Annotated in this window: 24 protein-coding genes and 1 pseudogene; 14 read left to right on the plus strand and 11 right to left on the minus strand. The window is 72.1% G+C overall.

Annotated features, from left to right (window positions below; all coding sequences use genetic code 11):
• The 4 genes from AB0G17_RS00005 to AB0G17_RS00020 all read left to right on the plus strand — a co-directional run.
• A partial coding sequence (locus AB0G17_RS00005; RefSeq protein ID WP_361373766.1) for a dihydrodipicolinate synthase family protein occupies positions 1-354 on the plus strand: 354 nt, incomplete at its 5' end.
• Between the two features lie 70 nt (positions 355-424).
• Positions 425-1,807, plus strand: coding sequence for an aldehyde dehydrogenase family protein (locus AB0G17_RS00010; protein ID WP_361373768.1), 1,383 nt, complete (start codon positions 425-427; stop codon positions 1,805-1,807).
• Between the two features lie 160 nt (positions 1,808-1,967).
• Positions 1,968-3,233 (plus strand): alpha/beta fold hydrolase, encoded by a 1,266-nt coding sequence (locus tag AB0G17_RS00015; protein WP_361373770.1) that lies wholly within the window; start codon positions 1,968-1,970, stop codon positions 3,231-3,233.
• Between the two features lie 40 nt (positions 3,234-3,273).
• A complete protein-coding gene (locus AB0G17_RS00020; RefSeq protein ID WP_361373772.1) occupies positions 3,274-4,458 on the plus strand; it encodes a M6 family metalloprotease domain-containing protein in 1,185 nt (394 codons plus the stop codon).
• A 150-nt stretch (positions 4,459-4,608) separates the two neighbouring features.
• On the opposite strand, the gene AB0G17_RS00025 is transcribed toward AB0G17_RS00020, so the two are convergent.
• Positions 4,609-4,995, minus strand: coding sequence for a MerR family transcriptional regulator (locus tag AB0G17_RS00025; protein ID WP_361374554.1), 387 nt, complete (start codon positions 4,993-4,995; stop codon positions 4,609-4,611).
• A gap of 169 nt (positions 4,996-5,164) precedes the next feature.
• On the opposite strand from AB0G17_RS00025, the gene AB0G17_RS00030 reads away from it, so the two are divergent.
• Together AB0G17_RS00030 and AB0G17_RS00035 are read left to right on the plus strand one after the other, a co-directional pair.
• The gene (locus AB0G17_RS00030; RefSeq protein WP_361373774.1) at positions 5,165-5,830 is read left to right on the plus strand and encodes a class II aldolase/adducin family protein; all 666 of its coding nucleotides are present in this window, start codon (positions 5,165-5,167) and stop codon (positions 5,828-5,830) included.
• Complete coding sequence (locus tag AB0G17_RS00035) at positions 5,827-6,231, plus strand: carboxymuconolactone decarboxylase family protein (protein WP_361373776.1); 405 nt, start codon at positions 5,827-5,829, stop codon at positions 6,229-6,231. The genes AB0G17_RS00030 and AB0G17_RS00035 overlap by 4 nt, the downstream gene beginning before the upstream one ends.
• A gap of 69 nt (positions 6,232-6,300) precedes the next feature.
• Here the strand turns inward: AB0G17_RS00035 and AB0G17_RS00040 are convergent, their stop codons facing one another.
• Positions 6,301-6,825, minus strand: a complete 525-nt coding sequence (locus AB0G17_RS00040; RefSeq protein ID WP_361373778.1) for a YceI family protein — start codon at positions 6,823-6,825, stop codon at positions 6,301-6,303.
• 178 nt (positions 6,826-7,003) lie between these two features.
• On the opposite strand from AB0G17_RS00040, the gene AB0G17_RS00045 reads away from it, so the two are divergent.
• Both AB0G17_RS00045 and AB0G17_RS00050 read left to right on the plus strand, forming a co-directional pair.
• Complete coding sequence (locus tag AB0G17_RS00045) at positions 7,004-8,200, plus strand: histidine kinase (protein ID WP_361373780.1); 1,197 nt, start codon at positions 7,004-7,006, stop codon at positions 8,198-8,200.
• Positions 8,201-8,202: 2 nt separating this feature from the next.
• Positions 8,203-8,853: a response regulator transcription factor gene (locus AB0G17_RS00050; RefSeq protein ID WP_361373782.1), complete on the plus strand. Its 651-nt coding sequence runs from the start codon at positions 8,203-8,205 to the stop codon at positions 8,851-8,853.
• A gap of 13 nt (positions 8,854-8,866) precedes the next feature.
• Here AB0G17_RS00050 and AB0G17_RS00055 read toward each other — a convergent pair whose 3' ends face one another.
• The 3 genes from AB0G17_RS00055 to AB0G17_RS00065 all read right to left on the minus strand — a co-directional run bounded on the left by AB0G17_RS00055 (position 8,867) and on the right by AB0G17_RS00065 (position 11,073).
• The gene (locus AB0G17_RS00055) at positions 8,867-9,352 is read right to left on the minus strand and encodes a HEAT repeat domain-containing protein (RefSeq protein WP_361373784.1); all 486 of its coding nucleotides are present in this window, start codon (positions 9,350-9,352) and stop codon (positions 8,867-8,869) included.
• A gap of 52 nt (positions 9,353-9,404) precedes the next feature.
• On the minus strand, positions 9,405-9,962 hold the full coding sequence (locus tag AB0G17_RS00060; RefSeq protein ID WP_361373786.1) for an SMI1/KNR4 family protein: 558 nt from the start codon (positions 9,960-9,962) through the stop codon (positions 9,405-9,407).
• A gap of 232 nt (positions 9,963-10,194) precedes the next feature.
• Positions 10,195-11,073, minus strand: a complete 879-nt coding sequence (locus AB0G17_RS00065) for a sigma-70 family RNA polymerase sigma factor (RefSeq protein WP_361373788.1) — start codon at positions 11,071-11,073, stop codon at positions 10,195-10,197.
• Positions 11,074-11,156: 83 nt separating this feature from the next.
• On the opposite strand from AB0G17_RS00065, the gene AB0G17_RS00070 reads away from it, so the two are divergent.
• A complete protein-coding gene (locus AB0G17_RS00070) occupies positions 11,157-11,606 on the plus strand; it encodes a carboxymuconolactone decarboxylase family protein (protein ID WP_361373790.1) in 450 nt (149 codons plus the stop codon).
• Positions 11,607-11,688: 82 nt separating this feature from the next.
• Here AB0G17_RS00070 and AB0G17_RS00075 read toward each other — a convergent pair whose 3' ends face one another.
• On the minus strand, positions 11,689-12,330 hold the full coding sequence (locus tag AB0G17_RS00075) for a TetR-like C-terminal domain-containing protein (protein ID WP_361373792.1): 642 nt from the start codon (positions 12,328-12,330) through the stop codon (positions 11,689-11,691).
• Positions 12,327-12,713, minus strand: coding sequence for a VOC family protein (locus AB0G17_RS00080; protein ID WP_361373794.1), 387 nt, complete (start codon positions 12,711-12,713; stop codon positions 12,327-12,329). Before AB0G17_RS00080 ends, AB0G17_RS00075 begins: the two co-directional genes overlap by 4 nt.
• Positions 12,714-13,056: 343 nt before the next feature.
• Between AB0G17_RS00080 and AB0G17_RS00085 the strand changes: the two genes are divergently transcribed.
• Entirely contained in the window at positions 13,057-14,055 is a 999-nt protein-coding gene (locus AB0G17_RS00085) for a TIGR01777 family oxidoreductase (protein ID WP_361373796.1), read from the plus strand.
• 493 nt (positions 14,056-14,548) lie between these two features.
• Here the strand turns inward: AB0G17_RS00085 and AB0G17_RS00090 are convergent.
• Positions 14,549-15,355: pseudogene (locus AB0G17_RS00090) on the minus strand (MFS transporter); the annotation flags it as partial.
• Between the two features lie 84 nt (positions 15,356-15,439).
• Between AB0G17_RS00090 and AB0G17_RS00095 the strand changes: the two are divergent.
• Positions 15,440-16,009, plus strand: a complete 570-nt coding sequence (locus tag AB0G17_RS00095; protein WP_361373798.1) for a CGNR zinc finger domain-containing protein — start codon at positions 15,440-15,442, stop codon at positions 16,007-16,009.
• Positions 16,010-16,017: 8 nt separating this feature from the next.
• On the opposite strand, the gene AB0G17_RS00100 is transcribed toward AB0G17_RS00095, so the two are convergent.
• On the minus strand, positions 16,018-16,899 hold the full coding sequence (locus AB0G17_RS00100) for an NAD(P)H-binding protein (protein WP_361373800.1): 882 nt from the start codon (positions 16,897-16,899) through the stop codon (positions 16,018-16,020).
• A 236-nt stretch (positions 16,900-17,135) separates the two neighbouring features.
• Here AB0G17_RS00100 and AB0G17_RS00105 point away from each other — a divergent pair, with 236 nt between their 5' ends.
• Positions 17,136-17,588, plus strand: a complete 453-nt coding sequence (locus AB0G17_RS00105; protein WP_361373802.1) for a DUF1801 domain-containing protein — start codon at positions 17,136-17,138, stop codon at positions 17,586-17,588.
• A gap of 334 nt (positions 17,589-17,922) precedes the next feature.
• Positions 17,923-19,683, plus strand: a complete 1,761-nt coding sequence (locus AB0G17_RS00110) for a hypothetical protein (protein ID WP_361373804.1) — start codon at positions 17,923-17,925, stop codon at positions 19,681-19,683.
• 79 nt (positions 19,684-19,762) lie between these two features.
• Here AB0G17_RS00110 and AB0G17_RS00115 read toward each other — a convergent pair whose 3' ends face one another.
• Positions 19,763-20,524 (minus strand): methyltransferase domain-containing protein, encoded by a 762-nt coding sequence (locus AB0G17_RS00115; RefSeq protein ID WP_361373806.1) that lies wholly within the window; start codon positions 20,522-20,524, stop codon positions 19,763-19,765.
• A gap of 367 nt (positions 20,525-20,891) precedes the next feature.
• On the minus strand, positions 20,892-21,254 hold the full coding sequence (locus tag AB0G17_RS00120; RefSeq protein WP_361373808.1) for an SRPBCC family protein: 363 nt from the start codon (positions 21,252-21,254) through the stop codon (positions 20,892-20,894).
• 239 nt (positions 21,255-21,493) lie between these two features.
• Here AB0G17_RS00120 and AB0G17_RS00125 point away from each other — a divergent pair, with 239 nt between their 5' ends.
• Positions 21,494-21,694 carry a DUF6229 family protein gene (locus AB0G17_RS00125; RefSeq protein ID WP_361373810.1) on the plus strand — a complete coding sequence of 67 codons (201 nt, stop codon included), beginning with the start codon at positions 21,494-21,496 and terminating at the stop codon, positions 21,692-21,694.
• Positions 21,695-21,791 lie beyond the last annotated feature (97 nt).

Consider the following 21,791-nt stretch of genomic DNA (forward strand, 5'->3'; position numbering starts at 1 on the left):
GCCCCCGACCTCGACCTGCTGATCGGCGCCGACGACGTCCTGCTCGAACTCGCCCTCGCCGGCGCCGTCGGCTGGATCGCCGGATACCCCAACGCCTTCCCGGCCTCCTGCGCCGAGCTCTACCACGCCGCCGTCGCCGGTGACCTGGAGAGCGCGCTGCCGCTCTACCGCTCCCTGCACTCCCTGCTGCGCTGGGACTCCAAGACCGAGTTCGTCCAGTCCATCAAGTTGTCCATGGACATCGCGGGCCGTCCCGGCGGCCCCGTCCGCCCGCCGCGCACCCCGCTCTCCGGGGAGATCGAGGCAGGCGTGCGCCTGGCGACCGAGAAGGCCGTGGCCGAGGGCCACCACTGATTCGTACGGCGCGCGCCGCTGGTGCCGGACACCCGTTGCCGCTCGATCCCTTCCTTGGAGGACCCCTCCCGTGACCGCTGACGTCACCGACCTCATCTCCCGCAACCCGGCCGATCCCGCCGACGTCCTCGTCCACATCCCGGCCCCCGGGGCCCGTGCCGCCGCCGACGCCGTGGAGCGGGCCCGTGCGGCCCAGCCGGGATGGCTGCTCGGCGGTGCGGCCGCGCGGTCGGCCGCGCTCGGCGCCGCCGCCGACGCGGTCGAGGCCGCGGCGGACGAACTGGCCGCGCTCGCCGTGCGCGAGGTGGGCAAGCCGCTCACCGAGGCCCGGGCCGAGGTGGCCCGTACCGTCGCCATCTGGCGCTACTACGCCCAGGCCCCCTACGAACCCGTCGGCGCGGTCCATGAACCCGCCGCCGGAGCCGGGCTGCTGCTCACCCGCCGCAGGCCCCACGGCGTCGCCGGGCTCATCACCCCGTGGAACTTCCCGTTCGCCATCCCGAGCTGGAAGGCCGCCCCGGCGCTCGCCGTCGGCAACGCGGTGGTGCTCAAGCCCGCTCCCGAAGCCACGGCCTGCGCTCAGCGCCTGGCCGAGATCGTCCAACAGGCCCTTCCCGCCGGGGTGTTCACCGTACTGCCCGGCGGGGCCGTCGAAGGGGACACGCTCGTCCGCCGCGCGGATGTCGTCTCGTTCACCGGCTCGACCGCCGTCGGCCGGGCGGTGGCCCGGGCCGCCACCGAGCGGGGCGTTCCGGTCCAGGCGGAGATGGGCGGTCTGAACGCCGCGATCGTCCTGCCGGACGCCGACATCGGCCGGGCCGCCGCCCACATCGCCGCCGCGATCGGCGGATACGCGGGCCAGAAGTGCACCGCCACCAGCCGTGTCATCGCCGTCGGCGAGGCCCTCGACCCGCTGCGCGAGGCGCTCGCGGAAGCGCTCCGGGCGCTCCCGGTCGGCGACCCGGCCGGGGCGGACACCGTATGCGGGCCGCTGATCAGCGAGCGCGCCCGTGACCGGGTGGGCGAGGCCTCCCGCGGCCTCAGCGTGCTCGCGGGCGGGACCGCGCCCCGGCACCCCGGCTGGTACACGGCCCCCACCCTGGTCGAGAAGGTCTCCCCGGATCATCCGCTGTTGCGCGAGGAGGTGTTCGGACCCATCGCCGCTCTGCTGCCCGCCGACGACCTCGCCCATGCGGTACGGATCACCAACTCGGTCCCGTACGGCCTGGTCACCTCGGTGCACACCGCCGACCTCGACACCGCCCTGCACGGTTGCGACCGGCTCGACACCGGGATGATCCGCGTCAACGCCCCTTCCACCGGCGTCGACTTCCACCTGCCGTTCGGCGGCACCAAGGAGTCCAGCCACGGGCCGCGTGAACAGGGCCGGGCCGCCCTGGAGTTCTACACCTCCAGCCGCACCTACACCCTGGCGCCGTCGCGGGCGACCTGACCTCGTACGCCCGCGGCCCGCTCCGGCGAGAACGGCCCCCGGCTCCCATAACGCGACGTTATGCGGGAACGGGGGCTCCTCGCCGGGCGGCCGCCCGCGCCATGCTCCTCCAAGAAACGTCACACAGCACACGGCGGCGCCCACGCCGCGAAAGGCATCCATGAACCCGGCGTACGCAACCGTCGACCACGTCTTCACCGTCCCGCTGGACCACGCGGCCCCGCACGGCCCGACCCTCCAGGTCTTCGCCCGCGAGGTCGTCGACCGCGCCCGGGCAGGCGAGCGACTGCCCTGGCTCCTCTACCTTCAGGGCGGTCCGGGTGGCAAGTCGCCCCGGCCGTCGGCCGGTTCGCCCGGGTGGCTCGACCGCGCGCTGAAGACCCACCGGGTGCTCCTGCTCGACCAGCGCGGCACCGGCCGCTCCACTCCCGTAACGGGCCGCACGGCAGCCAAGTTCCCGTCCGCGGAGGCCTTCGCGGACCACCTGGCCCACTTCCGCGCTGACGCGATCGTCGCCGACGCCGAGCTGATCCGGCGCCGGCTGTGCGGCGACGAGCCCTGGGAGACCCTCGGCCAGAGCTACGGCGGCTTCCTCACCCTCACCTATCTGTCCCGGGCCCCCGAGGGGCTGCGTGCCTGTTACGTGGCCGGTGGGCTGCCCGGTCTCTCGGCCACCGCCGACGACGTGTACGCCCGCACCTACCCCCGGGTGCGCGAGCGCGTCCTCGGCTTCTACGCCCGCTACCCCGAGGACGCCGCCCGCCTGCGCGAGATCGCGGACCTCCTCGTCGCCACCGACGTACGCCTGCCCGACGGGGACCGGCTCACCCCCCGCCGTCTGCGCACCCTCGGCCTCGCCCTCGGCATGGGCGACGGCTATGAGCGCATCCACTGGCTGCTCGACGAAGCCCTGGACGCGGAGGGAGAGTTGACCGAGACGTTCCTCCACCAGGTGATGGGCCTGACCGGCTTCACCGGCAACCCCCTCTTCGCCGTCATGCAGGAAACCCTCTACGGCCAGGGCGCGCCGGCCACCGGCTGGGCCGCCGCCCGCGCGCTCGGCGAGTTCCCCGAATTCGCCGACGGCGCGGACCCGTTCCTCCTCACCGGCGAGATGATCTACCCCTGGATGTTCCAGGAGGTCGCCGCCCTGCGACCCTTCGCCGAGGCCGCGGACCTGCTGGCCCGACGCGTGAACTGGCCGACGCTGTACGACAAGGACCGCCTCGCCGCCAACGAGGTCCCGCTCGCCGCGATCGTCTACCACGACGACATGTACGTGGACGCGGGGCTCTCGCTGAGCACCGCGCGCCAGGTCGGGGCCTGCCGCGCCTGGGTCACCAACGAGTGGGAGCACGACGGGATCACCGCCTCGGGCGGCCGGGTCCTGGCCCGCCTGATGGACCTGGCCGCCGGCCGCGCCTGACCACTCCCGCCCCTTTCCGCCCGTCCCCTGGAGGAGAGCCATGCCCACCCCGCCGCTCCGACCGCGCCCCCTCGCCGCCGCTGCCGTCGCCCTCGCCGCGTGCCTGGCCGGGAGCGGCGCGGCGACCGCCGCCCCCCGGCCGCACCCGGCCGCTCCCGCCGCCTGCGCGCTGCCCGGCCGGACGGGCTGGACCGACGAGGGCCACGGCACCGACCGCACCCAGTTCCAGCCGTCCACCGGCACCCACCGCGTCCTCACCCTGTTCGTCGACTTCCCCGACGCACCGGCGACCGGCTCCACCGACCCCTACGCCGCCCAACTCGCCCCGGCCGCCGACTGGATGCGAACCGCCAGTTACGGCCGCTCCCGTCTCGCTCTCACCCCGCTGCGCCGCTGGATCCGGATGCCCGCCGCCTCCACCTCGTACGACTTCGCGCGCGGTATCACCTTCGAGGCCCACGAGAAGTACGTACGCGACGCGGTCGCCGCAGCCGACCCCTACGCCGACTTCTCGCGGTACGACATGGTGTATGTCGTCCCCACCAAGGCGGCGACGGCCATCCCCTTCTCCCCGACCTACCTCTTCGACCCCGCCACGGCGGGCATCACGGCGGACGGCACCCGGGTGAAGTGGGCCGTCACCTTCGGGCAGGACATGTGGCGCTGGGGCCCCAAGGTCGCCGACCACGAGACCGCCCACACCTTCGGCCTGCCGGACCTGTACTCCTTCACCGGCGACACCCACCAGTACGTCGGCGGCTGGGACGTCATGGGCAACATCGCGGGACCCGCGCCCCAGTACCTCGGCTGGCACTCCTGGAAACTCGGCTGGATCCGCGACGACCAGGTCGCCTGCCTGGCCGCACCGGGGCAGCGCACGGTGCGCCTGAGCCCGGTGGAACGCCCCGGCGGCACGAAGATCGCCGTTCTGCGCACGAGTGAGACGACTGCGTACGTGGCGGAGTCGCGCCGTGCCGAGGGCAACGACGCGGCCGCCTGCTCCACCGGCGTCCTCGTCTACAAGGTCGACTCGGCCGCCGCGACCGGCGAGGGCCCGGTCCGGATCGTCCCCACCCACCCCACCACCGTGCCCACCGGCTGCACCGCCCTGGACCTGGCCGCCCGCACGGCGGGGCAGAGCTTCACCGACCCCGACACCGGCGCCCGCATCGACGTCCTCGCGGGCGGCCCGGCCGGGGACACGGTACGGATCAGCAAGAGCTGAGCCCGACGGCTACGCCCCGACCAGTCGGCGCAGCCGGTCGACCGCCTCCTCCAGATCGCCGAGGGAGTGCGACCGTGTGCGTGGGCGCGTGCGGTGTGTGATGGTGACGGGCCTCGCCGGGCAGCACCCGGCGAGGCCCGTACACGGATGTCAGGGCGCCGGGTCCGGCGTCTGCCAAGCCGCCATCTGCTCCCGGAACTTGGGGCACTTGACGATGTCCTCCTCGCTGCACTTGACGGCATGCGTCAGGAGCTGGTGGGCGTGGTCGAGATCGACCATGCGCTGCTCGATCTCGGTGATCTTGGCGCGGATCATCGCCTCTCGGTGCGGCTGGTCCCGCTGGAACTCGCTGATCTCGACCAGGGACAGCCCGGCCTGCTGGCATGTGCGCAGCACGGTGATCCGCTCGGCGGCCTCCGGCGGGTAGCGCCGCTGCCCGCTCTCGCGCTCGGGTACGGGCAGCAGGCCGTGGCGTTCCCAGTACCGGATGGCCGAAGCGGGCACTCCGGTGATCTCCGCGAGCCGGCCGATCGTCATGCGTCGCACGTTCCGCTCCTCCTGCTCCCTGCCTGTCGGTATGGCGGCGGCCCCGTGCTCCCCCGCCTCTCCCCGGTATTTGACTTAAACCTTAGTTCAAGTTGAAGAGTGGTCCGCACGTGGACAGCGGCGAACGATCTGCCGCTGACAGACCCTTGGGAGATGCGGTATGAGCGACACGTACGTACGGAAAGAGCGGGCCGACCAGCTGGTGGAGGCCGCGGAGAAGCTCTTCGCGGCGGGGGTGATGTCCCACTCCGGGCACGCCAACCTGAGCGCCAGGCTCGACGGTGAACGCCTCCTGCTGACACCGGGGTTCGTTCGCGGACTGCGGCCCGAAGACCTGGCGACCGTCGGTTTCGACGGGCAGGTCCTCGAAGGTGAGCTGCAGTCCGTCAGCGCCGAGATCATCGCGATGCACAGCGTGGTGTACGAGGCCCGCCCTCACGTGGGCGCCATCATCCACACGCATTCGCCCTCCGCGACCGCCTTCGCCGTGGCCCACCGGCCGCTGCCGTGCCGCACCGAACCGATGCTGCGCTTCGGGCAGGCCGAGGACGTCCCGGTGGTTCCCTGGGGGCCCCGCGGGTCGGATGTGTCGGTGCGGGGCATGGCCGACATCCTGGAGCGGCGCCCGACGACGTCCGCGGTGCTGCTGGCCAACCACGGCCTCTTGGTGTTCGGCCCGGACTCGGCGGCCACCGCCCACCTCGTGGTGGCGATCGAGGAGAGCGCCGAGGCGGAGATCGCCGCGGCGGCGATCGGCGGGGCGGTGGACTTCCCCCCGGGCGCCCAGGAGGCCGTGCGCGCCGCGATCGCGCGGGCCACGTCATGACGGACGACACGCTCGCCTCCCGTACGGAGGCCGTGCGCGACCGGTACCGCTCCACCCTCGGCACTGTTCCCGGCGGGGTGCAGGAACGGCTGCGCCTGGCCCGTGAATTCGACCGGCTGCCGACGGAGGAGGCGATCGCGGCACTGCGCCACATCGTGCTGACCGGCAACCCGCTGGGCGGGCGGGTGCAGCAGCTCGTCCACTTCGGGCAGCTGCTGGCTCTCGGCCGGGCCGACCCCGCCCGGATCCACGCCCGGGGCGCGCTCCACGCCGGGGCGGGCATCGCCGACCTCATCGGGGTCGCGGAGACCGCGCTCATCACCGCGGGCGTACCGGCGTACGCACTCGGCACGGAGATCATCGCCGAACTGCTGCCGCCCGACGACGCCGGGGAGGAGTAGGCGTCACGTCACTCCGGCCGGGCGCGGGTACATGGCAGCGGCCCGCGGCCCGGCACACGTCCGCCGCCGTCAGGCGAGTACGCATGTGACGTCCAGCGCCAGGTCGAGATACCGCCCCGCCAGCCCACGGGCCGCGGTCACCCCGAAGGCGGTGCGGTCGACCCGCGTGGTGGCGCGGACAGTGAACGAGGTCGTACGTATCTCCGCGTGGACGACCGACAGGCTCGCGGGCCGGGAGATTCCGCACGCGGTGAGCGTGCCGGAGACGGACGTGGCGTCCACCCGATCGGCGACGAACGTGATCAGCGGATGCTGGTCGGTGTCCAGGAACTTCACCGACCGCACGTCGGCGTCCCGTCGGTCGTTGCCGGTACTGAAGCTCGCCGCCTCGACCTCCACGCGCATCCGCGACTCGGACAGCGGCTCGGCCACGTCGACCGTGCCGCTCCCGATCGTGAACGTGCCCCGTACGGGCAGCAGGCCGAAGAGGTGCCGGCTCGTGAAGGTGATCGACGAACGGTCCGTGCTGATCGCGTAGCGACCGAGCCGGGGAGCCGTCGGAGCCTTCGCGCTGGGTTTGTCTGTCGCATCCATGGCCCCATTCCACGCCGGAACGCCCACGGCCCGGCAGGGCGAGCGGTCGCCTCCCGGAGCGACGAAAGGCTGGTCGTCGCGGGTGGCACACGACTTTCGTAGGGTCCTGACGAGCCGGAAGCAGGGCGTGGTCCGGGCGCGGGCGGGGCGGCGGCGCGCATGCCCTACCGTAAGCGCCATGACTGACGGACCGTGCGACCGTCCGCACCGGGTGGCCGTGGACGTGACGATCGCGGTCGTCTTCGCCGTGCTCGACACCGGCGCCACGCTGATCGGCCTCAGCTGGTGGCCGGACCACCCGGGTGCCGTCGCCTGGGTCATGCTGGGCGTGCAGGCGCTCGCCTGCGGCTCCCTGGTCTTCCGGCGCGCCGCCCCGTTCGCCGTCGTCGGGGTGCTCGGCGCGTTCACGCTGGCGCTGACGATGCTGAGCTCGCCGGCCGGCGTGCTGACGCCCGCCACCGACACCAACGTCTGGGCTCCCTACGCGACGGCGGTGGCCGCCTACGGCCCGTTCTTCTGCCGCGACGACCGCCGCACGGCCTTCCTCGTGCTCGCCGCCTTCACCCTCGTCATCATGCGGCCCTGGGAGCCGTCGGTCACCGTCATGACGATCGGGCTGCTGCGCACCGCGCTCGGACCGCTGCTGGCCCTGTACTTCGACGCCCGCCGCCGGATGGTCCTCGCCCTGGTCGAACGCGCCGAGCGAGCCGAGCGGGAACGCCATCTGCTCGCCGAACAGGCCCGCGCCGAGGAACGCGCCCGGCTCGCCGGGGAGATGCACGACGTCGTCACGCACCGGGTGAGCCTGATGGTGCTGCAGGCCGGGGCCCTGCGGGTGACGGCGCGGGACGAGGCGACCCGGCAGGCGGCGGAGGAGCTGCGCGCCGCGGGCTGCCAGGCCCTGGAGGAGCTGCGGGACCTGGTCGGCATCCTGCGCACCGCACCCGAGGGCGACCACACGCCCTCGGTGGCGGAGTTCGCCGACCTGATCGCCGAGTCCGTCGCGGTGGGCACACCGACCGAGCTGATCGAGGACGGCGACCCGGCCCTCGCCTCACCGGTCGTGGGCCGCACCGCCTACCGCGTGCTGCGCGAGGCGCTGACCAACGTCCGCAAGCACGCGCCGGGCGCCCAGGTGACCGTGCGGGCGCAGTACGAGGAGACACGGGTGCGCATCACGGTCCACAACACGGCCCCCACCGCCGGCCCCCGCACGGCCCTCGCGGCCACCGGATCCGGCCTCGGTATCGAGCACCTCCGCAGGCGCATCGAACTCGTCCAGGGCACCCTGCGGGCCGGGCCCAGCCCCGACGGCGGCTTCACCGTCGAGGCGACGCTGCCCGCGTACGTGCCGACCCCGGAACCGGTGGTGTGAGCATGGTGCGCGTAGTGGTCGTGGACGACGAACCCATGGTGTGCGTGTTCCTGCGCACCATTCTCGACTCGGCCGAGGACCTGGAGGTCGTCGACCAGGCCCACGACGGCGCGTCCGGCGTCGAGGCCGTCCGGCGCAGCCGCCCGGACGTCGTCCTGATGGACCTGCGCATGCCGGGCATGGACGGGCTGGCGGCGATCGAGCACATCAACGCGTTGGCGCGGCCGCCGCACATCGTGGTGCTGACGACGTTCGACGCGGACCAGTACGTGCTGCGGGCCCTGCGGGCCGGGGCGACCGGCTTCCTGGTCAAGTCGACTCCGCCGGAGGAGCTGATCGGGCTGGTACGGACGGCCGCCCAGGGGCACACCGTCCTCTCGCCGTCCGCCGCCCGCCGGCTCATCGCCGCCTCCACGGACAGCCTCTCGGCCCGCGACCGCGCCCGCGACCTGGTCGCCTCGCTCACCGAACGCGAGACCCAGGTCCTGACCGGCCTCGGTGAGGGCCTGTCGAACGCGCAGATCGCGGCCCGGCTGTTCCTCTCCGAAGCCACGGTCAAGGGCTATGTGTCGAGGACGCTGGACAAACTGGGCTGCGCCAACCGCACACAGGCGGGCCTGCTCGCGCACGACGCGGGGATCGTCGGCCCGTAACCCGCCCGCATGCTCAGCTCTGGTTCCGTTCGCTGCGCCACCTCCAGCGCCAGAGGCCGTCGGCCCGGTGGTCGTGCTCGAAGCCGGGCCCGAGCGGCACCACGCGCGCGTAGGCCTCCTCGGCCTGCGGACAGTCGCGCTGCGCGAGGCCGTACGCGCCCTCCAGACGCAGCTGCTGATCGTCCTCTTCGAGCAGCGCCACGAGCGCGTCCACGACGGCGGGCGAGCGGTCGTGGGACGACGACAGGGAGGCTGCGGCACTGGCCCGTACGGTGCTGTCAGGGTCGCGGACCAGGGCGAGCAGGCTCTGCCTGACCTCGGGAGTGAGGTCGCGCTCCGTGCCGAGCACCTGGCCCACGACGCCGCGTACGCCAGGGTCGGGGTCGCGCGCGAGGGCGAGAAGCGAGGCGGTGGCCGCGGGGGTGCGCGGACTGCCGTACGTGTGGAAGCACGTACGTCCAGTACGAGGGCTCTCGCCCGGCGCGCCGAGAGCACGCACCAGACGCCGCCGGACCGCCCTTCGGGCGACGACGGGAATTTGACGACAGGCCCTAGCGCTCCTGCACGTGCTTCCCGTCGGTCACCGAGAACTCCTCCAACCGTGCGGCCACCTCCCTCAGGTATCCGGCGAAGTCGTTCGCGATGGGTCCGCTCGGTCCCACTTCGTGATCCATGTCGATCACCTGGCCGACCTCCCCCGCAGGACCCGGCGAAAGGTCCAGAACCGAGCCGTTTCCCGCCCCGTCGGCGTCGAGGGAGACCCAACCGGCATTCCACCAGCCCGGCTTGAGCGCCTCGCCACCGGAGCGGAAGTCCTTCAGCTCGTCAAAGCTGCCGTCGTCCAGGAGCTCTCGCCACACGCGCGTCTCGCTCAGGATGCCGTCACAGGACAACAGCAGGCCCTTGGGCCAGCCCCCGTCGGTCGATCCGTTGTGCCTGCGCAGCGACGCCTTCACCTGCTCGGGCAGCTCGACGCCGAGCGTCGCATCGACCGAGGCGATCTGCTCGTCGGTGGCCGGCGGCAGGAGGAGATGCGCCGCGCCCTGGGCCGCGTACCACCGCTCGATCTCTTCCCAAACGGCCTCAACAGCGGGCGCGTTCTCGTTCACGATGTCGCTCCTTCTCACGTTGCCGAGTGTGACCGGGGACGGGGTCGTGTATCCCGTTGGCCCTACGAGAACCCTAGGGGTGGGGTCTGACATCGGGGCCGGCCCGTTGGAGCGCTGGTCGCACATTCTGTTGTGGTGGTGTGGTCGTGTGGCACGTCGGCGCTCGTTGTCCGGCCGAAGCCGTGCGCCGAGCGCCGCGTGTCCGCACCGCCGTGACCGTCCCCGTAACGACTCACACCGCTTCCGGCAGCTCCATCACCGCGAGCTTGGCCGGGTCGACCACGGCCGTGATCTCGGTGATCCGGCCGTTGGCGACGGTGAACGCGAGGAGTGTGAGCGGGGTGCCGTCCTCGCGCCAGGAGAGGATGCCGGGGAGGCCGTTGACGAACACCGCTCGGCCTCGCACCGTTGCCGCGGAGGACAGCTTCGCGCCCGCGGCGACCTCCGTGGCGCCGAGGGTGACGACCAGGCCGGCGGGCGTGTCGGCGGTGAGTTTCACCTCCGGGTGGAGCACCCGCAGCAGTCCCTCGAAGTCGCCGTGCCGAGCCGCCGCCAGGAAGGCCTGGACCACCTCTCGCTGCTCCCGTCCCACGGCGGTTGGACGCTCGCTCGCCTGCACCTTCTTGCGTGCGCGGCTGGCGAGCATCTTGGTGGCGTCGGTGGACTTGCCCAGGATCTGGCCGATCTCGGCGAACGGCACCGCGAACAGGTCGTGCAGCACGAACGCCAGCCGCTCGCTCGGCCGGAGCGAATCAAGGACGATGAGGAGGGCGAGTCCGACCGAGTCGGCGAGCACCGCGTCGTCCTCGGGAGCGAGCCCGTCGTCGAGCGTCACCACGAACTCGGGCAGCCGGTCGTCGTACGGCGCCTCGGGGCGGCTCTGTCGCGCTCGCAGGACGTCGAGGCTGATCCGGCTGACCACGGTGGTCAGCCAGCCGCTGAGGTTGAGGATGGTGTCGGCGTCCTGGCGGGAGAGCCTCAGCCACGCCTCCTGCACGACGTCCTCGGCGTCGGCGTGTGATCCGAGCATGCGGTGGGCGACCGCGTGCAGCCGGTCGCGCTGGGACTCGAAAGCCTCGGCCACCGGGTCCGTCGGGCTGGTGTCGGACATGTTGTTACCTTCCTCGGAACCGCTCCGTCATGGGTGATGACGGGCCCGGAAGGGCACACGTAACCAATGAAGGAGCAGGACCGATGGAAGCACGTATGAAGGGCGCGGCGAACCCCGATCTGATCACCGCGATCCAGCACCTCCACAAGGCGATTCACGCCGGGGGCGTGGACCCCCGCCTACTGGAACTGGTTCACCTGCGAGCCAGCCAGATCAACGGTTGCAGCCCGTGCGTTTTCGCCGGTGTCGAGTCGGCGAAGAAGGCCGGAGAGACGGAGCAGCGGCTGCACCACGTGGTCGCGTGGCGCGAGACGCCTTTCTTCACCGACGAGGAGCGCGCGGCGCTCGAACTGGCCGAGGCGGCCACCCGTATCCAGGACGGCGCGGCGGGCGTGACGGACGAGATCTGGGACGCCGTTGCCGACCACTTCACGGAGGAGCAGTTGTCCGCGATCATCCTGGAGATCGCGATGACCAACTTCTTCAACCGGATCAACCGTACGACCCGGGAGCAGGCCGGCAAGACCTGGTGAGCCGGGTGGGACGCCATCTGCCTGGGGCCCCGAGGCGATGGCATCTCGCAGAGAGCCCGCTGGCGAGCCTCCTGGTCGGCGGTCAGGTGTGGCCGCCCGGGTGTCGGCGGAGGTGCGCCGGTGTCTGGCTGATGCGGACCAGCCGGTCGAAGTCGACTGCCGCGCCGCGCAGGAGCAGGTCGACGGTCTCGGCCGCGGACGGCCGGGACGTGGTGGTGTCGCCGAGCAGCGCGCGCTGGTACACGGAGGCGGCGAGGAGGTCGACGAGCACGTGCGCGTCGACATCGGGGCGCAGGTCGCCGCGGCCGACGGCCTGTTCGACGGCGGCGGTGGCGGCCTGCCTGCTGGGCTTGACGAGCGCCTCCAGCAGCCGCTGGTGCAACTCCGGTACGCGGGCGCAGTCGGCCACCAGCGGTGCCAGGACACCACGGGGCAACCGCTCGTGCAGCGCCTCGTCCAGCAACCTCACGCTCTGCACGAGGTCGCAGCGGGTGCAGTTGTTGTCGGGCACGGGCGGGATGGCGAGGATCGAGGCGAGTGCGTCGATGAGGAGGTCCTGGCGGAGCGGCCACCGCCGGCGGATGGCCGCTTTGGTCGTGCCCGCCCGTGCGGCGACCGCCTCCAGGGCGAACCCCGTGTAGCCGTCCGCGCGCAGGATCTCCAGGGTGGCGGCGAGGACGGCAGCGTCGATTGCCGGGTCGCGCGGCCGCCCCGCCGCGCTCACTCGGCGTCCTGCGGGTACCACCGCAGCTCGACCGTGTTGCCTTCCGGGTCGTGGACGTACACGGAGATGGCGCTGCCCCGCGCCCCGTACCGCGACACGGGCCCCTCCAGCACGGCGAGGGCGCCCGAGTCGATGACCTCCTGCCAGTCGAGCGGCTCCACGACGAGGCAGATGTGGTCGACATTCGACTCGCCGCGCGGCCGGTCGAACAGGTCGATGATCATCGTCGGGCTGACCCGAACCGAGGGGAAGGGCACCTTGCCGGCCCGCCACTCCTCGACGCGGACCGGCTCCAGGCCGAGGGGACCGGTGTAGAAGGCGAGGGCGCGCTCGACGTCCTGGACGTTGAGGACGAGGTGGTCGAAGTCCTTGACGCGCAGCATGAGTTCAGAGCCTTTCGATCAGGTCGGGGCCGGTCGCGATTTCGATTCGGCCCGGATCGGATCGTAACAGGGGGTGTGGATGGCAGGGAAGGGTTGATGGTGCCTCATCTGCCCTGTGATGTACGGGCGTTGGGGAACATTGCCGCCCGCGGCGGCAAGGTGCGTGCGGAGGTGCCTGCCCGGCTCAGGGGCGGGGGTGTTCCTTTGGGTTACGGTGTGCCGCCGCCCGGGGACATGCGTACGCGCCACAGGGCGAGGTCCTGCCGGCCCGCCCACCCCATCCCGCGTTTGAACGTGTTCAAGTCCTGCTCTAGGCTCAAGGCAACAGAGGGAGGGCAAGTCGATGAAGGTAGTCATTCCCGGCGGAACCGGGCAGGTCGGCGCTGTGCTCGACCGTGCCCTGACCGCCGCGGGCCACGACGTCGTGATCCTCACCAGGCGGCCCGTGCGCGAGCGCGAGGTCTACTGGGACGGTGAGAGCACGGGGCCGTGGACCCGGGAGATCGACGGCAGCGATGTGGTGATCAACCTGGCCGGCCGCACGGTCAGCTGCCGCTACACCCCGGCCAACCTGCGGGCCATGATGGACTCACGGGTGCGTTCGACGCAGGCCGTGGGCCGCGCGATCGCGGATGCCGTACGGCCGCCCCGCCTCTGGCTGCAGATGAGCACCGCCACGATCTACGCCCACCGCTACGACGCCGCCAACGACGAGGCCACCGGTGTGATCGGCGGCGCCGAAGCCGGCGTCCCGGCCTACTGGGGCTACAGCGTCGAGATCGCCAAGGCCTGGGAGCAGGCGCAGCAGCAGGCCGACACCCCGCACACGCGCAAGGTCGCGCTGCGGTCCGCCATGGTGATGAGCCCTGACCGTGGCGGAGTCTTCGACGTGATGTCGTGGATGGTGCGGCTCGGGCTCGGCGGGGCCGTCGCGGGTGGCGCCCAGTACGTGTCGTGGATCCACGAGTACGACTTCGTCCGCGCCGTCCAGTTCCTGGTCGACCGGGACGACATCTCCGGCCCGGTGAACCTCGCCGCCCCAGCCCCGCTTCCGCACCGCGCCTTCATGCGCGCCCTGCGGGGCGCCTGGCGGGTCCCGGCGGGTCTGCCCGCGACGAAGGGCATGGCCGAACTCGGTGCGTTCGTCCTGCGTACGGACACCGAACTCCTGCTGAAGAGCCGCCGTGTCGTTCCCGGCCGCCTTCTCGGCGCGGGTTTCACCTTTGATCACGGCGAGTGGCCGGACGCGGCCCGCGACCTTGCCGAGCGCCGACGTCGACACGAGGGGCGAGGCATGGGTGCGGATCCGGGGCCACGTCCGGTGCGTCCGAGTGTGCGCTGAGGGCTTGGTCGTCGGCCCGCAGCAGGGCTCCCTGTCCGCCGCCCGGGTGTGTGCGCGTGTCAGGCGCGGCACCAGCCGCCAGTTGTCGTGGCCTCGTGGGGTGGATGAGTGGTCTGACTACGAGGAGTTGTGCTGCGGCGAGTGCCAGGGCGAGGGTCGCGGTGGTGGCCCAGAGGGTGGTGACGCCGGTGTGTTCGAGTAGTTGGGTGGCGGTGATGGGGGCTGCGGTGGTCGCGATGCCCCAGCTGATGCCGTACACGGCGAGGTAGCGGTCGGTGGCGCCGGGCGGGGCCAGGTCGGCCACGACGCTCATCGCCCGCCCCAGGATGATGACGTCGCCCAGGCTCCAGACCACGGTGGCGATCAGGAACGCGGGCAGGGTGTGCGCGATCGCATAGCCGGCCAGGCCGACCGTCAGCAGGGTGTAGCCGAGGGTGAGGGCCGCGGGGGCGGCGAGCGTCGTGAGGCGGCGCAGGCGCAGCGCGGGCTGGGCCGCGACGACGGTCACGGCCGAAGTGGTGAACAGCAGCCCGGCGTCGGCCGCTTCGTAGCCGCGCCGGTCCAGGGTGAGGGGCAGCGCCATGACGATCTGCATGGAGATGAGCGCGAACGCCGTGCCCGACGCCAACATCGCCCACAGTGCGCGGTCGTGCCAGGGGCGGGCCACCGCGCCGAGTTGGTGATCGTGGGCGCCGGGAGCGTGAGGAGTCTCGACGGCCGGTGGGTGGGGGGTGTTGGTGGCCCGTCGGCCGTGTGGGTGGTCCGCGGGGAGCAGCATCCGCAAGATCAGCGCGCACACCAAGCACGTCAGCGCGTCGACGACGAAGAGCCAGCGCAGGTCGTAGCGGCCCAGACCGGCCGCGATGAGGCCGGCGCCCGTACCACCCGCGGCGAGCGCGGCATTGAGCAGGCCGTACGCGCGTACCCGCTCGGCAGGAGGGACGGTGTCGGCGATCATCGCCTGGCTCGGCGGCTCGTAGAGCTCGAAGGCCAGACCGAGCAGGATCGCGAAGAAGGCCACTGCGACCAGGGAACCGGCTGCCGCGATGCCCAACTGCGCGAGCGCGCAGCCGGTGAGGCCGGCGACGATCGTACGGCGGCGTCCGAGGCGGGCCGCCAAGTGGCCGCCCGCCAGCCGGGAGGGGATCGTCGCGAGCCCGAAGGCTGCCGACAGCAGGCCCGCCGTCGTGGTGCTCGCACCGAAGTCGGTGCTGATCAGGACGGTCAGGAAGGGCAGCGAGAAGGCGCCGAGCCGGTTGATCCCCCGCGCCGCCACCAGCAGCCATACGGTCCGCGGCATGGCCGCCACCTTCCCTCACGTAACTGGCGAATCGAGTAATGTCAGTCACGGACGCTAGCCATCGAAGGAGTGACTGGTCAAGTGATGTTCGACAGTCACGTCGCGGTACTGCTGGACCAGGCCGTATCGCTCGTGAACGCGTTGACCGACGGACACGCGCGCGGTCGCCCCTATTCCGCGCCGCACGGAGCGGAACGGGCGGAGGCGATTGACGCCGCCATCCCGCGCACCGCGGCCTCACTTCCGCGCGCCATCGACACCGAACAGGCCGCCTACCTGGCCGGAGCGGCACAGCGTATGCGCGACGTCTTCGAGGCCATGCAGGACGGCAGGCCGGATGCCGCCGCCGAAACCGTCAACGCCCTGCTGCGCGACACCGGCGCCCGGCCCCGGCTGGACCGGACCGGGGCCGAGCCCTGGCAGATGCACTTCCACGGCGCCGACGACTCGTTCGCGGCGGGCTGCAGCGCCAGCTGCGCCACCGCGCTCGCCCTGGCGGTGGGCGGTGGTCTCGCCGGCCGACTGGGCGTGTGCCGGGCCGAGCGCTGCGACCGCGTGTACGTCGACACGTCCCGTAACGCGGCCCGTCAGTTCTGTTCCACCGCCTGCCAGAACCGCACCAAGGCCGCGGCCTTTCGCGCCCGTCGTCCGTGAGGCCGCGCCTACGCGGGGTGCGTCAGCAGCGGACGCAGATGGGCATGAGCCCAGCCACTGAGCGGGGTGGGGGTGGTGGTGAGCAGGTCGCGGGGCTGCTCGGGCACCAAGTCGCGCGACGCGGCGGTCATTCCGACCATGCCCTCCACCGCCGATGGGGGCAGCCCCGCCGCGCGTAGCGTGTCCCGGGTCGCGTCGTCGGTCACGGTGTTGAGGCGAATCGGGCGCCCCAGCGCCTCGGTGAGGATCTGCGCGACCTGGCGGAAGGTGAGGTCCTCCGGCCCGTGCACGGCCTGCACCACCCGGCCCCGCCAGACGTCACTCAGCAGCCGGGCCGCGACCACGTCCCCGATGTCGCGCGGATCCACCCAGGGCATCGGGTGTTCGGGACCGAACGCCGTGGTCAGGACGCCCTGGGCGAGCCCTTCGAGGTCGAACAGCAGATTGGTGAAGAAGTACGCGCAGCGCAGGTGCAGGACGTCCGCGCCGGTGGCGTCGAGTTGCTCCTCGATCCCGGCCAGGGCGTCGATGTGCCCCACGCCGTGCCGCTTCTCCGCCCCGATACTGCTCAGCAGCACCACCCGCCCCACGTCACCGGCCCGCGCGGCCTCGATCAACGGCGCTGCGGTCCGCAGCGAGGTCTCGACCGGGTCTGCCGTCGTGTGGGGCGTGGGATCCACCCAGAAGACAGTCCGTACGCCCGCGACCGCCTTGCGGACGAACCCGGCGTCCGTCAGGTCGCCTCTGTGCACATCGGCCCGCGCCCGGGTCGCCTCGTCCAGGCGGGCCGGGTCACGAACCAGGACGCGCGGGCGGACACCCGCCTGGAGCAGCAGCCGGACGACGCGGGATCCCACGTGTCCGGTCGGTGTGGTCACCGCGATGGTCATCGGGGTGTCCCTTTCGTGGACTCCACTGGCACAGCGCACTCTAGAGCCCCGCGGGTACGCGGTCGCTTCGTCATGTGGACCACCCGTGCGAACCAGCCAATGCGCAACGCCGACACCCCCGTCCGGCGCAGCAGCGGCTTCCGCGTGCCGGGTCGCTGGTGAGCGCCGTTGTCAGTGCCCCCGGTTAAGGTCCCCTCAAGAGCCGCACATCAAGGTCATCAAAGGGAAGATGCGTCATGAGCAGCACCGAAAGCAGTGGGTACGAGGGGTTCACCGCCGAGGAGCGGGCCGCGATGAAGGAGCACGCCCAGGAGCTCAAGACGGCGGCGCGCCGCAGCTCGCGCGCGGACAAGGCGGCCCAGGCGGAGCAGGACGTGCTCGCGAAGATCGCCGAGATGCCGGACGCGGACCGGATCATGGCCGAGCGCCTCCACGCCGTCGTCACCGCGAACGCCCCGACGCTCGCGCCGAAGCTCTGGTACGGGATGCCGTCCTACGCGCTGGACGGCAAGGTCGTCTGCTTCTTCCAGAGCGCGGAGAAGTTCAAGTCCCGCTACGCCACCTTCGGGTTCAGTGACCAGGCGAAGCTCGACGAGGGCACGATGTGGCCGTCCGCCTTCGCCCTGACCGAGGTGACGTCCGAGGTGGAGGCACGGATCGCCGCACTCGTGAAGCGCGCGGTCGGCTGAGAGGCCGCCCGTTCGGGTACGGCTGAACCGCGTCCGCCGGTCTCAGCCGCCGGCCCACGGCCCTGGTCCCGGGCCCCTGTCCCCGGTACTGGTGCATCCCCACCCGGCGGGGCGAAGATGGAGCCGGGCAGGGCGACGGGGGGCCAGGATGCCGAAGATCGCTGGACAGGCGGGCGCGGAGGGGGAGTTAGCGAGGAGAAAGGACAGATACCGCAGCGTCACGCTCGCACTCTGTCTGCGCCTTTACGCTCGACCCGCGCGCGCGGACCACAGGAACGCGGACGCCGTACCTCCTCCGCTGGGGGACGCGGCCGCGCGCTGGGTGATCGGGCGGATGCTGAAGACGCCCGCGCGAGCCGTGCCGTCCTGTGGGTTCGACCCGGTGCCCGTGATCGCCCATGCCGTGCGGACCGGCCGGATCCGGCGGGCGCGCGGTATCGCCGTGTTGGCGGTGTTCGGTCTGCTCGCCGCGTGGATGCCGGCCGGTGCGGCCGTGTGGGTGGTGGCCTTCGGGCTCGCCTGGGTGGTGGGACCGTCCGGCGCCGGCTGGCCCGTGACGGTTTTGCTGGCGCCCTGGGGCTACGCGCTGGGCTGGGCCGAGGACGCGGGCGTGCCGTCGGCGTGGCGTACGCAGGTGCTGGTACTGCCTGCCTTGCTGTGCGCGGCCTTGGCGGTCGTGTACGCGGCGGACCACGCGGTGTTCGCTCTGCTGGCGTCCTCGCTGCGCCGCGCCGACGACCTACGGCAGCGGTTGCCTCACACGCGCCGTTCCGTCCGGCGGCGCATCGAGGAGATCGACCTCCGCGAGGCCGAGCCCGAGTACCCGTACGACGCCGACGGCCGCTTCATCGGAGCGGGCCGGGACGTGCGCGGGGCGGCCGACATCCGCCTCGTCCTGCAGCCGCGCACCCCGGGCGAGGCCATGAAGCCGCTGGTGGAGGCCGAGTTGCTGGGCCGTATCAGCATCGCGCTGCACGCACTCGTACACAGCGCGGCAACGGGAACCGATCCGCTTCCGGGGTTCTCGGTGGACCGTGTGGTGGCGCTCCCGGCGGCACTCTGGGCGACGGGGAGACGGGCGGGCGGCACGGAGGCGGAGGCGTCGGAGACCAGCGGCCCGTATCGGCCGCAGCGGAGCTACCTGCGGGCTGAATGCCTCAGCTGGGACGGGCAGTTGGTGGTCAGCCTCTTCGTCCACACCGCGCTCCAGGGCGGCGAGCTCCGGCTCACGCTCAGACCCCAGGTGACAGCCCCGGTGCACCCGCTCCCGGTCAGAACCCGGTGGGCGAGGCTGATGATGGCCGTCGGTATCGAGGGCGTGCTCGTCCTGGGGCAGGGGGTGTGGCGCCGGGTGCTGAAGAAGCGACTCCCTCCCGATCCGTACGAGACCGCTCGTGGTGGCGGCCCTGTCAGCCTGCGCGAGCGCTTCTCGCTGCCCCATGTGTCCGATCTGCACCAGGCGGACGACGCCGAGCGGCACATCGTCCTGATGCAGTCGTGCGTGCTGCGCATCGTCGAGGAAGTCCTGGAGGAGCACGGGGTGCTGACCGAGGTCTTCCGGGACGAGGCGCGGGCGGTCATCAACCACATCCAGGTCTTCGGCGACAACTACGCGCCGATCCAGAACATCGGTGCCCACCGCGTGGTCCACGCGGCCCAAACCGCCCACAGCCAGGAGGGCACGACGATGAACGCGGTCTTCCCACGCCGGGACCCCGGCCCGGAGCCTGGCAGGGCACCCGGGTCCGGAGTCAGTATCGGCGGCGACAACAGCGGCACCGTCCAGAACGCGGTCGGCCGCAGCCTCTCCCACGTCAGTCAGCACGGCACCGGCCAGGGCGCGCCTCCCGCGGACACCGTGGCGGACCTGCTGGCCGCGTTCCGCGCCGACATCGACCGCCACGCCGCCGACCTGACCGACCCTCAATCCCTGCGCGACCACGCCGCCCTGGTGGAGGCGTCCCTGGCCGACCCCGCGCAGCACGCCTCCGCCCTGCGCATCGCCGCCCGCTCGCTGCCGGCGCTGGTCGCCGACACGGCGGTGCGCCGGACGGGCGAGGCGTTGGCGTCGGTGATCGCGCAGCTTCTGGGCTGAGGCGCTGGGAGCGCCCGGCGATACGGGCCGGCCCGCGGATGCGGCCGAGTTCCGCCGAGCTCCGCCCAGTTGTGCTGGATCAGGGTTTGGTCACGACCAACAAGTCCACGACGTACGTCTCTTCGACCATCCCATCCGGAAATACCTCGCTCAGCAGCGCGCGTTCCTCCTTCAGGAACTCCTGGGTCCGGGCCTCGTCCAGCACCAGGAACGCCGAGTGGCTGGTGATGTTCGCCAGATGCGTGTCGAGCGGCACGATCCGGCTCCAGCGCAGCAGACGCCGGGCGTAAGGGAGATCGGACAGACCGGCCAGGCGCCCGGCACGGACGGCGTCGGGGCGAGCGCGGTCATGCGGCGCGACGCCGCACCAGTGCGCGACGCGCTCGTCCTGGGCGTCGGCCCACGGCACGCCTTCGGCGCCGGTGTTCCACCACAGGGCGAGCGCGCCGCCGGGCCGCAGCACCCGAAGTGCTTCCGGCACGGAGCGGCTGGTGTCCGTCCAGTGCCAGGCCTGCGCGTACGTGATCAGATCGCAGGAGAGATCGGCGAGCGGCAGGGCGTTGCCGTCGCCCCGGACGATCGCCACATCGGGCAGGGCGCGCCGGAACTCGGCGGCCATGCCGTCGCCCGGCTCCACGGCGATGACATCGGCGCCCTGCTCGCGCAGCAACGTGGTGGCGATGCCCGTGCCCGCGCCGACGTCCACGACGCGGGCTCCCGCGAGGGGGCGCCCGGTGATCTCTTCAATGGTGCTGAACAGGACGGGCGGGTACGAGGGGCGATTCGCGGCGTACTGGGCGGCGGCCGCGTTGAAGGAGAGGGCGCGGGAAACAGAGGTCATGCAGCCATCCTTCATCATGGACCAGCCAGCCAGCCTCCAGCGACCAGGCCAGCCAGCTACCCACCTCGCCGCTCGCCCGCTCGCCTGCTCGCCCGTCCCGCTCCGCCGGACGCCGGCCTTGCGGTGTCACCTCCGTTGGCAGGGCAACGCGACGGCACCCGGCGCGCGTCGGCCACGGCCCGGGATTTGTTGGCCGAGGGGGTGCTGTTGAGCCGGGGGCGGCGGCTGTCACGCTCGTTTCAGCCCTTGTGGCTCGGCGGCACGGCTTTCTCCTGGCCCGGTCGCCGGTGCGGTGAACGCGGAGGTCCCCCGTCTCGGCGTGCACCGCGGGTGTCTGCCCGCCCATCGGGCGGCGGGCAGACACCCTTCATTCGCCGACGGGTCGGGTCAGCGCCGCCTCGGCCGTGTCCAGGATGTTGCGGAACGTACGGGTGATGACCGGCCGCGCGAGATGCCGGGTGAGGAAGGCGCCGACGAGCGGGACGGGGATTTCGGCACGGGTGGTCCAGCGGACGAGGGTGCCGTCGTCGGTCTCGCTGAGCGTCACACGGCCCAGCTCGTGCCGGGACGGCGGCAGGCTGCGCTCGACGACGTACTCGGTGACGTACGGCGGCTCGTAGCGCGTGATGCGCTCCCGGAACCAGCCGATCAGCCAGACATGACTGCGCACCGCGCCGACACCGTAGGGCGCGCCCTCACGGGGGCAACGATGGCAGGCCAGGGCCTTCACCGGACGTCGGCTGGGGTGGAGGCGACGTCAAGGCGCAATGCGGCCATGTATCCGGATCAAGTGCAGGCTGAAAAAGCCAGCCTCCGGAAGGGCGCAGCCGTCGTCCGGCGTCTCACGGAACGCGAAACCGCGCACGAACACCCCCGTACTGTGGCCGGATTAGTTATCTGACGGGTGTTCGGATCCGGCAATACTCGGACTGGGCAATCCGTCCCGATTCCTATGTCCGGAGGCCGCAGATGCCCCAGACCAGTGTTCCCGCAACCGCCGTGCTCAACGCCTGGCTGTCCGGCGCCGAGAGTGCGTACGGTCAGTCAAACCCCGCCGGGCCGCTCTATGTCGGCGGCGCCGCCGCCGAGGCCGCGCTCACGGACCCGAGCGACGCCCTGTACGGCTTCTGCTCCAGCCCGAGCGGGTCGCGCGGCAGTTGGTGTTGCTGATCATCCGCGGCACCGCCGCTGAGTGACGTTCGCAGTCAGGAAAGCACAGACACACGCGTGGGGAACCGGCTGGTCCGGCGGTTCCCCACGCCCTGTG

The sequence above is a fragment of the Streptomyces sp. NPDC023838 genome (genome assembly GCF_040639555.1).
GTDB lineage: Bacteria > Actinomycetota > Actinomycetes > Streptomycetales > Streptomycetaceae > Streptomyces.

Excerpts from the sequence above, each read along its gene's own strand:
- AB0G17_RS00015 (WP_361373770.1), top strand. The coding sequence starts at position 1,968 with ATGAACCCGGCGTACGCAACCGTCGACCACGTCTTCACCGTCCCGCTG.
- AB0G17_RS00020 (WP_361373772.1), top strand. The coding sequence starts at position 3,274 with ATGCCCACCCCGCCGCTCCGACCGCGCCCCCTCGCCGCCGCTGCCGTC.
- AB0G17_RS00025 (WP_361374554.1), bottom strand. The coding sequence starts at position 4,995 with ATGACGATCGGCCGGCTCGCGGAGATCACCGGAGTGCCCGCTTCGGCC.
- AB0G17_RS00030 (WP_361373774.1), top strand. The coding sequence starts at position 5,165 with ATGAGCGACACGTACGTACGGAAAGAGCGGGCCGACCAGCTGGTGGAG.
- AB0G17_RS00035 (WP_361373776.1), top strand. The coding sequence starts at position 5,827 with ATGACGGACGACACGCTCGCCTCCCGTACGGAGGCCGTGCGCGACCGG.
- AB0G17_RS00040 (WP_361373778.1), bottom strand. The coding sequence starts at position 6,825 with ATGGATGCGACAGACAAACCCAGCGCGAAGGCTCCGACGGCTCCCCGG.
- AB0G17_RS00045 (WP_361373780.1), top strand. The coding sequence starts at position 7,004 with ATGACTGACGGACCGTGCGACCGTCCGCACCGGGTGGCCGTGGACGTG.
- AB0G17_RS00050 (WP_361373782.1), top strand. The coding sequence starts at position 8,203 with ATGGTGCGCGTAGTGGTCGTGGACGACGAACCCATGGTGTGCGTGTTC.
- AB0G17_RS00065 (WP_361373788.1), bottom strand. The coding sequence starts at position 11,073 with ATGTCCGACACCAGCCCGACGGACCCGGTGGCCGAGGCTTTCGAGTCC.
- AB0G17_RS00070 (WP_361373790.1), top strand. The coding sequence starts at position 11,157 with ATGGAAGCACGTATGAAGGGCGCGGCGAACCCCGATCTGATCACCGCG.
- AB0G17_RS00080 (WP_361373794.1), bottom strand. The coding sequence starts at position 12,713 with ATGCTGCGCGTCAAGGACTTCGACCACCTCGTCCTCAACGTCCAGGAC.
- AB0G17_RS00085 (WP_361373796.1), top strand. The coding sequence starts at position 13,057 with ATGAAGGTAGTCATTCCCGGCGGAACCGGGCAGGTCGGCGCTGTGCTC.
- AB0G17_RS00095 (WP_361373798.1), top strand. The coding sequence starts at position 15,440 with ATGTTCGACAGTCACGTCGCGGTACTGCTGGACCAGGCCGTATCGCTC.
- AB0G17_RS00100 (WP_361373800.1), bottom strand. The coding sequence starts at position 16,899 with ATGACCATCGCGGTGACCACACCGACCGGACACGTGGGATCCCGCGTC.
- AB0G17_RS00105 (WP_361373802.1), top strand. The coding sequence starts at position 17,136 with ATGAGCAGCACCGAAAGCAGTGGGTACGAGGGGTTCACCGCCGAGGAG.
- AB0G17_RS00110 (WP_361373804.1), top strand. The coding sequence starts at position 17,923 with ATGCTGAAGACGCCCGCGCGAGCCGTGCCGTCCTGTGGGTTCGACCCG.
- AB0G17_RS00115 (WP_361373806.1), bottom strand. The coding sequence starts at position 20,524 with ATGACCTCTGTTTCCCGCGCCCTCTCCTTCAACGCGGCCGCCGCCCAG.
- AB0G17_RS00125 (WP_361373810.1), top strand. The coding sequence starts at position 21,494 with ATGCCCCAGACCAGTGTTCCCGCAACCGCCGTGCTCAACGCCTGGCTG.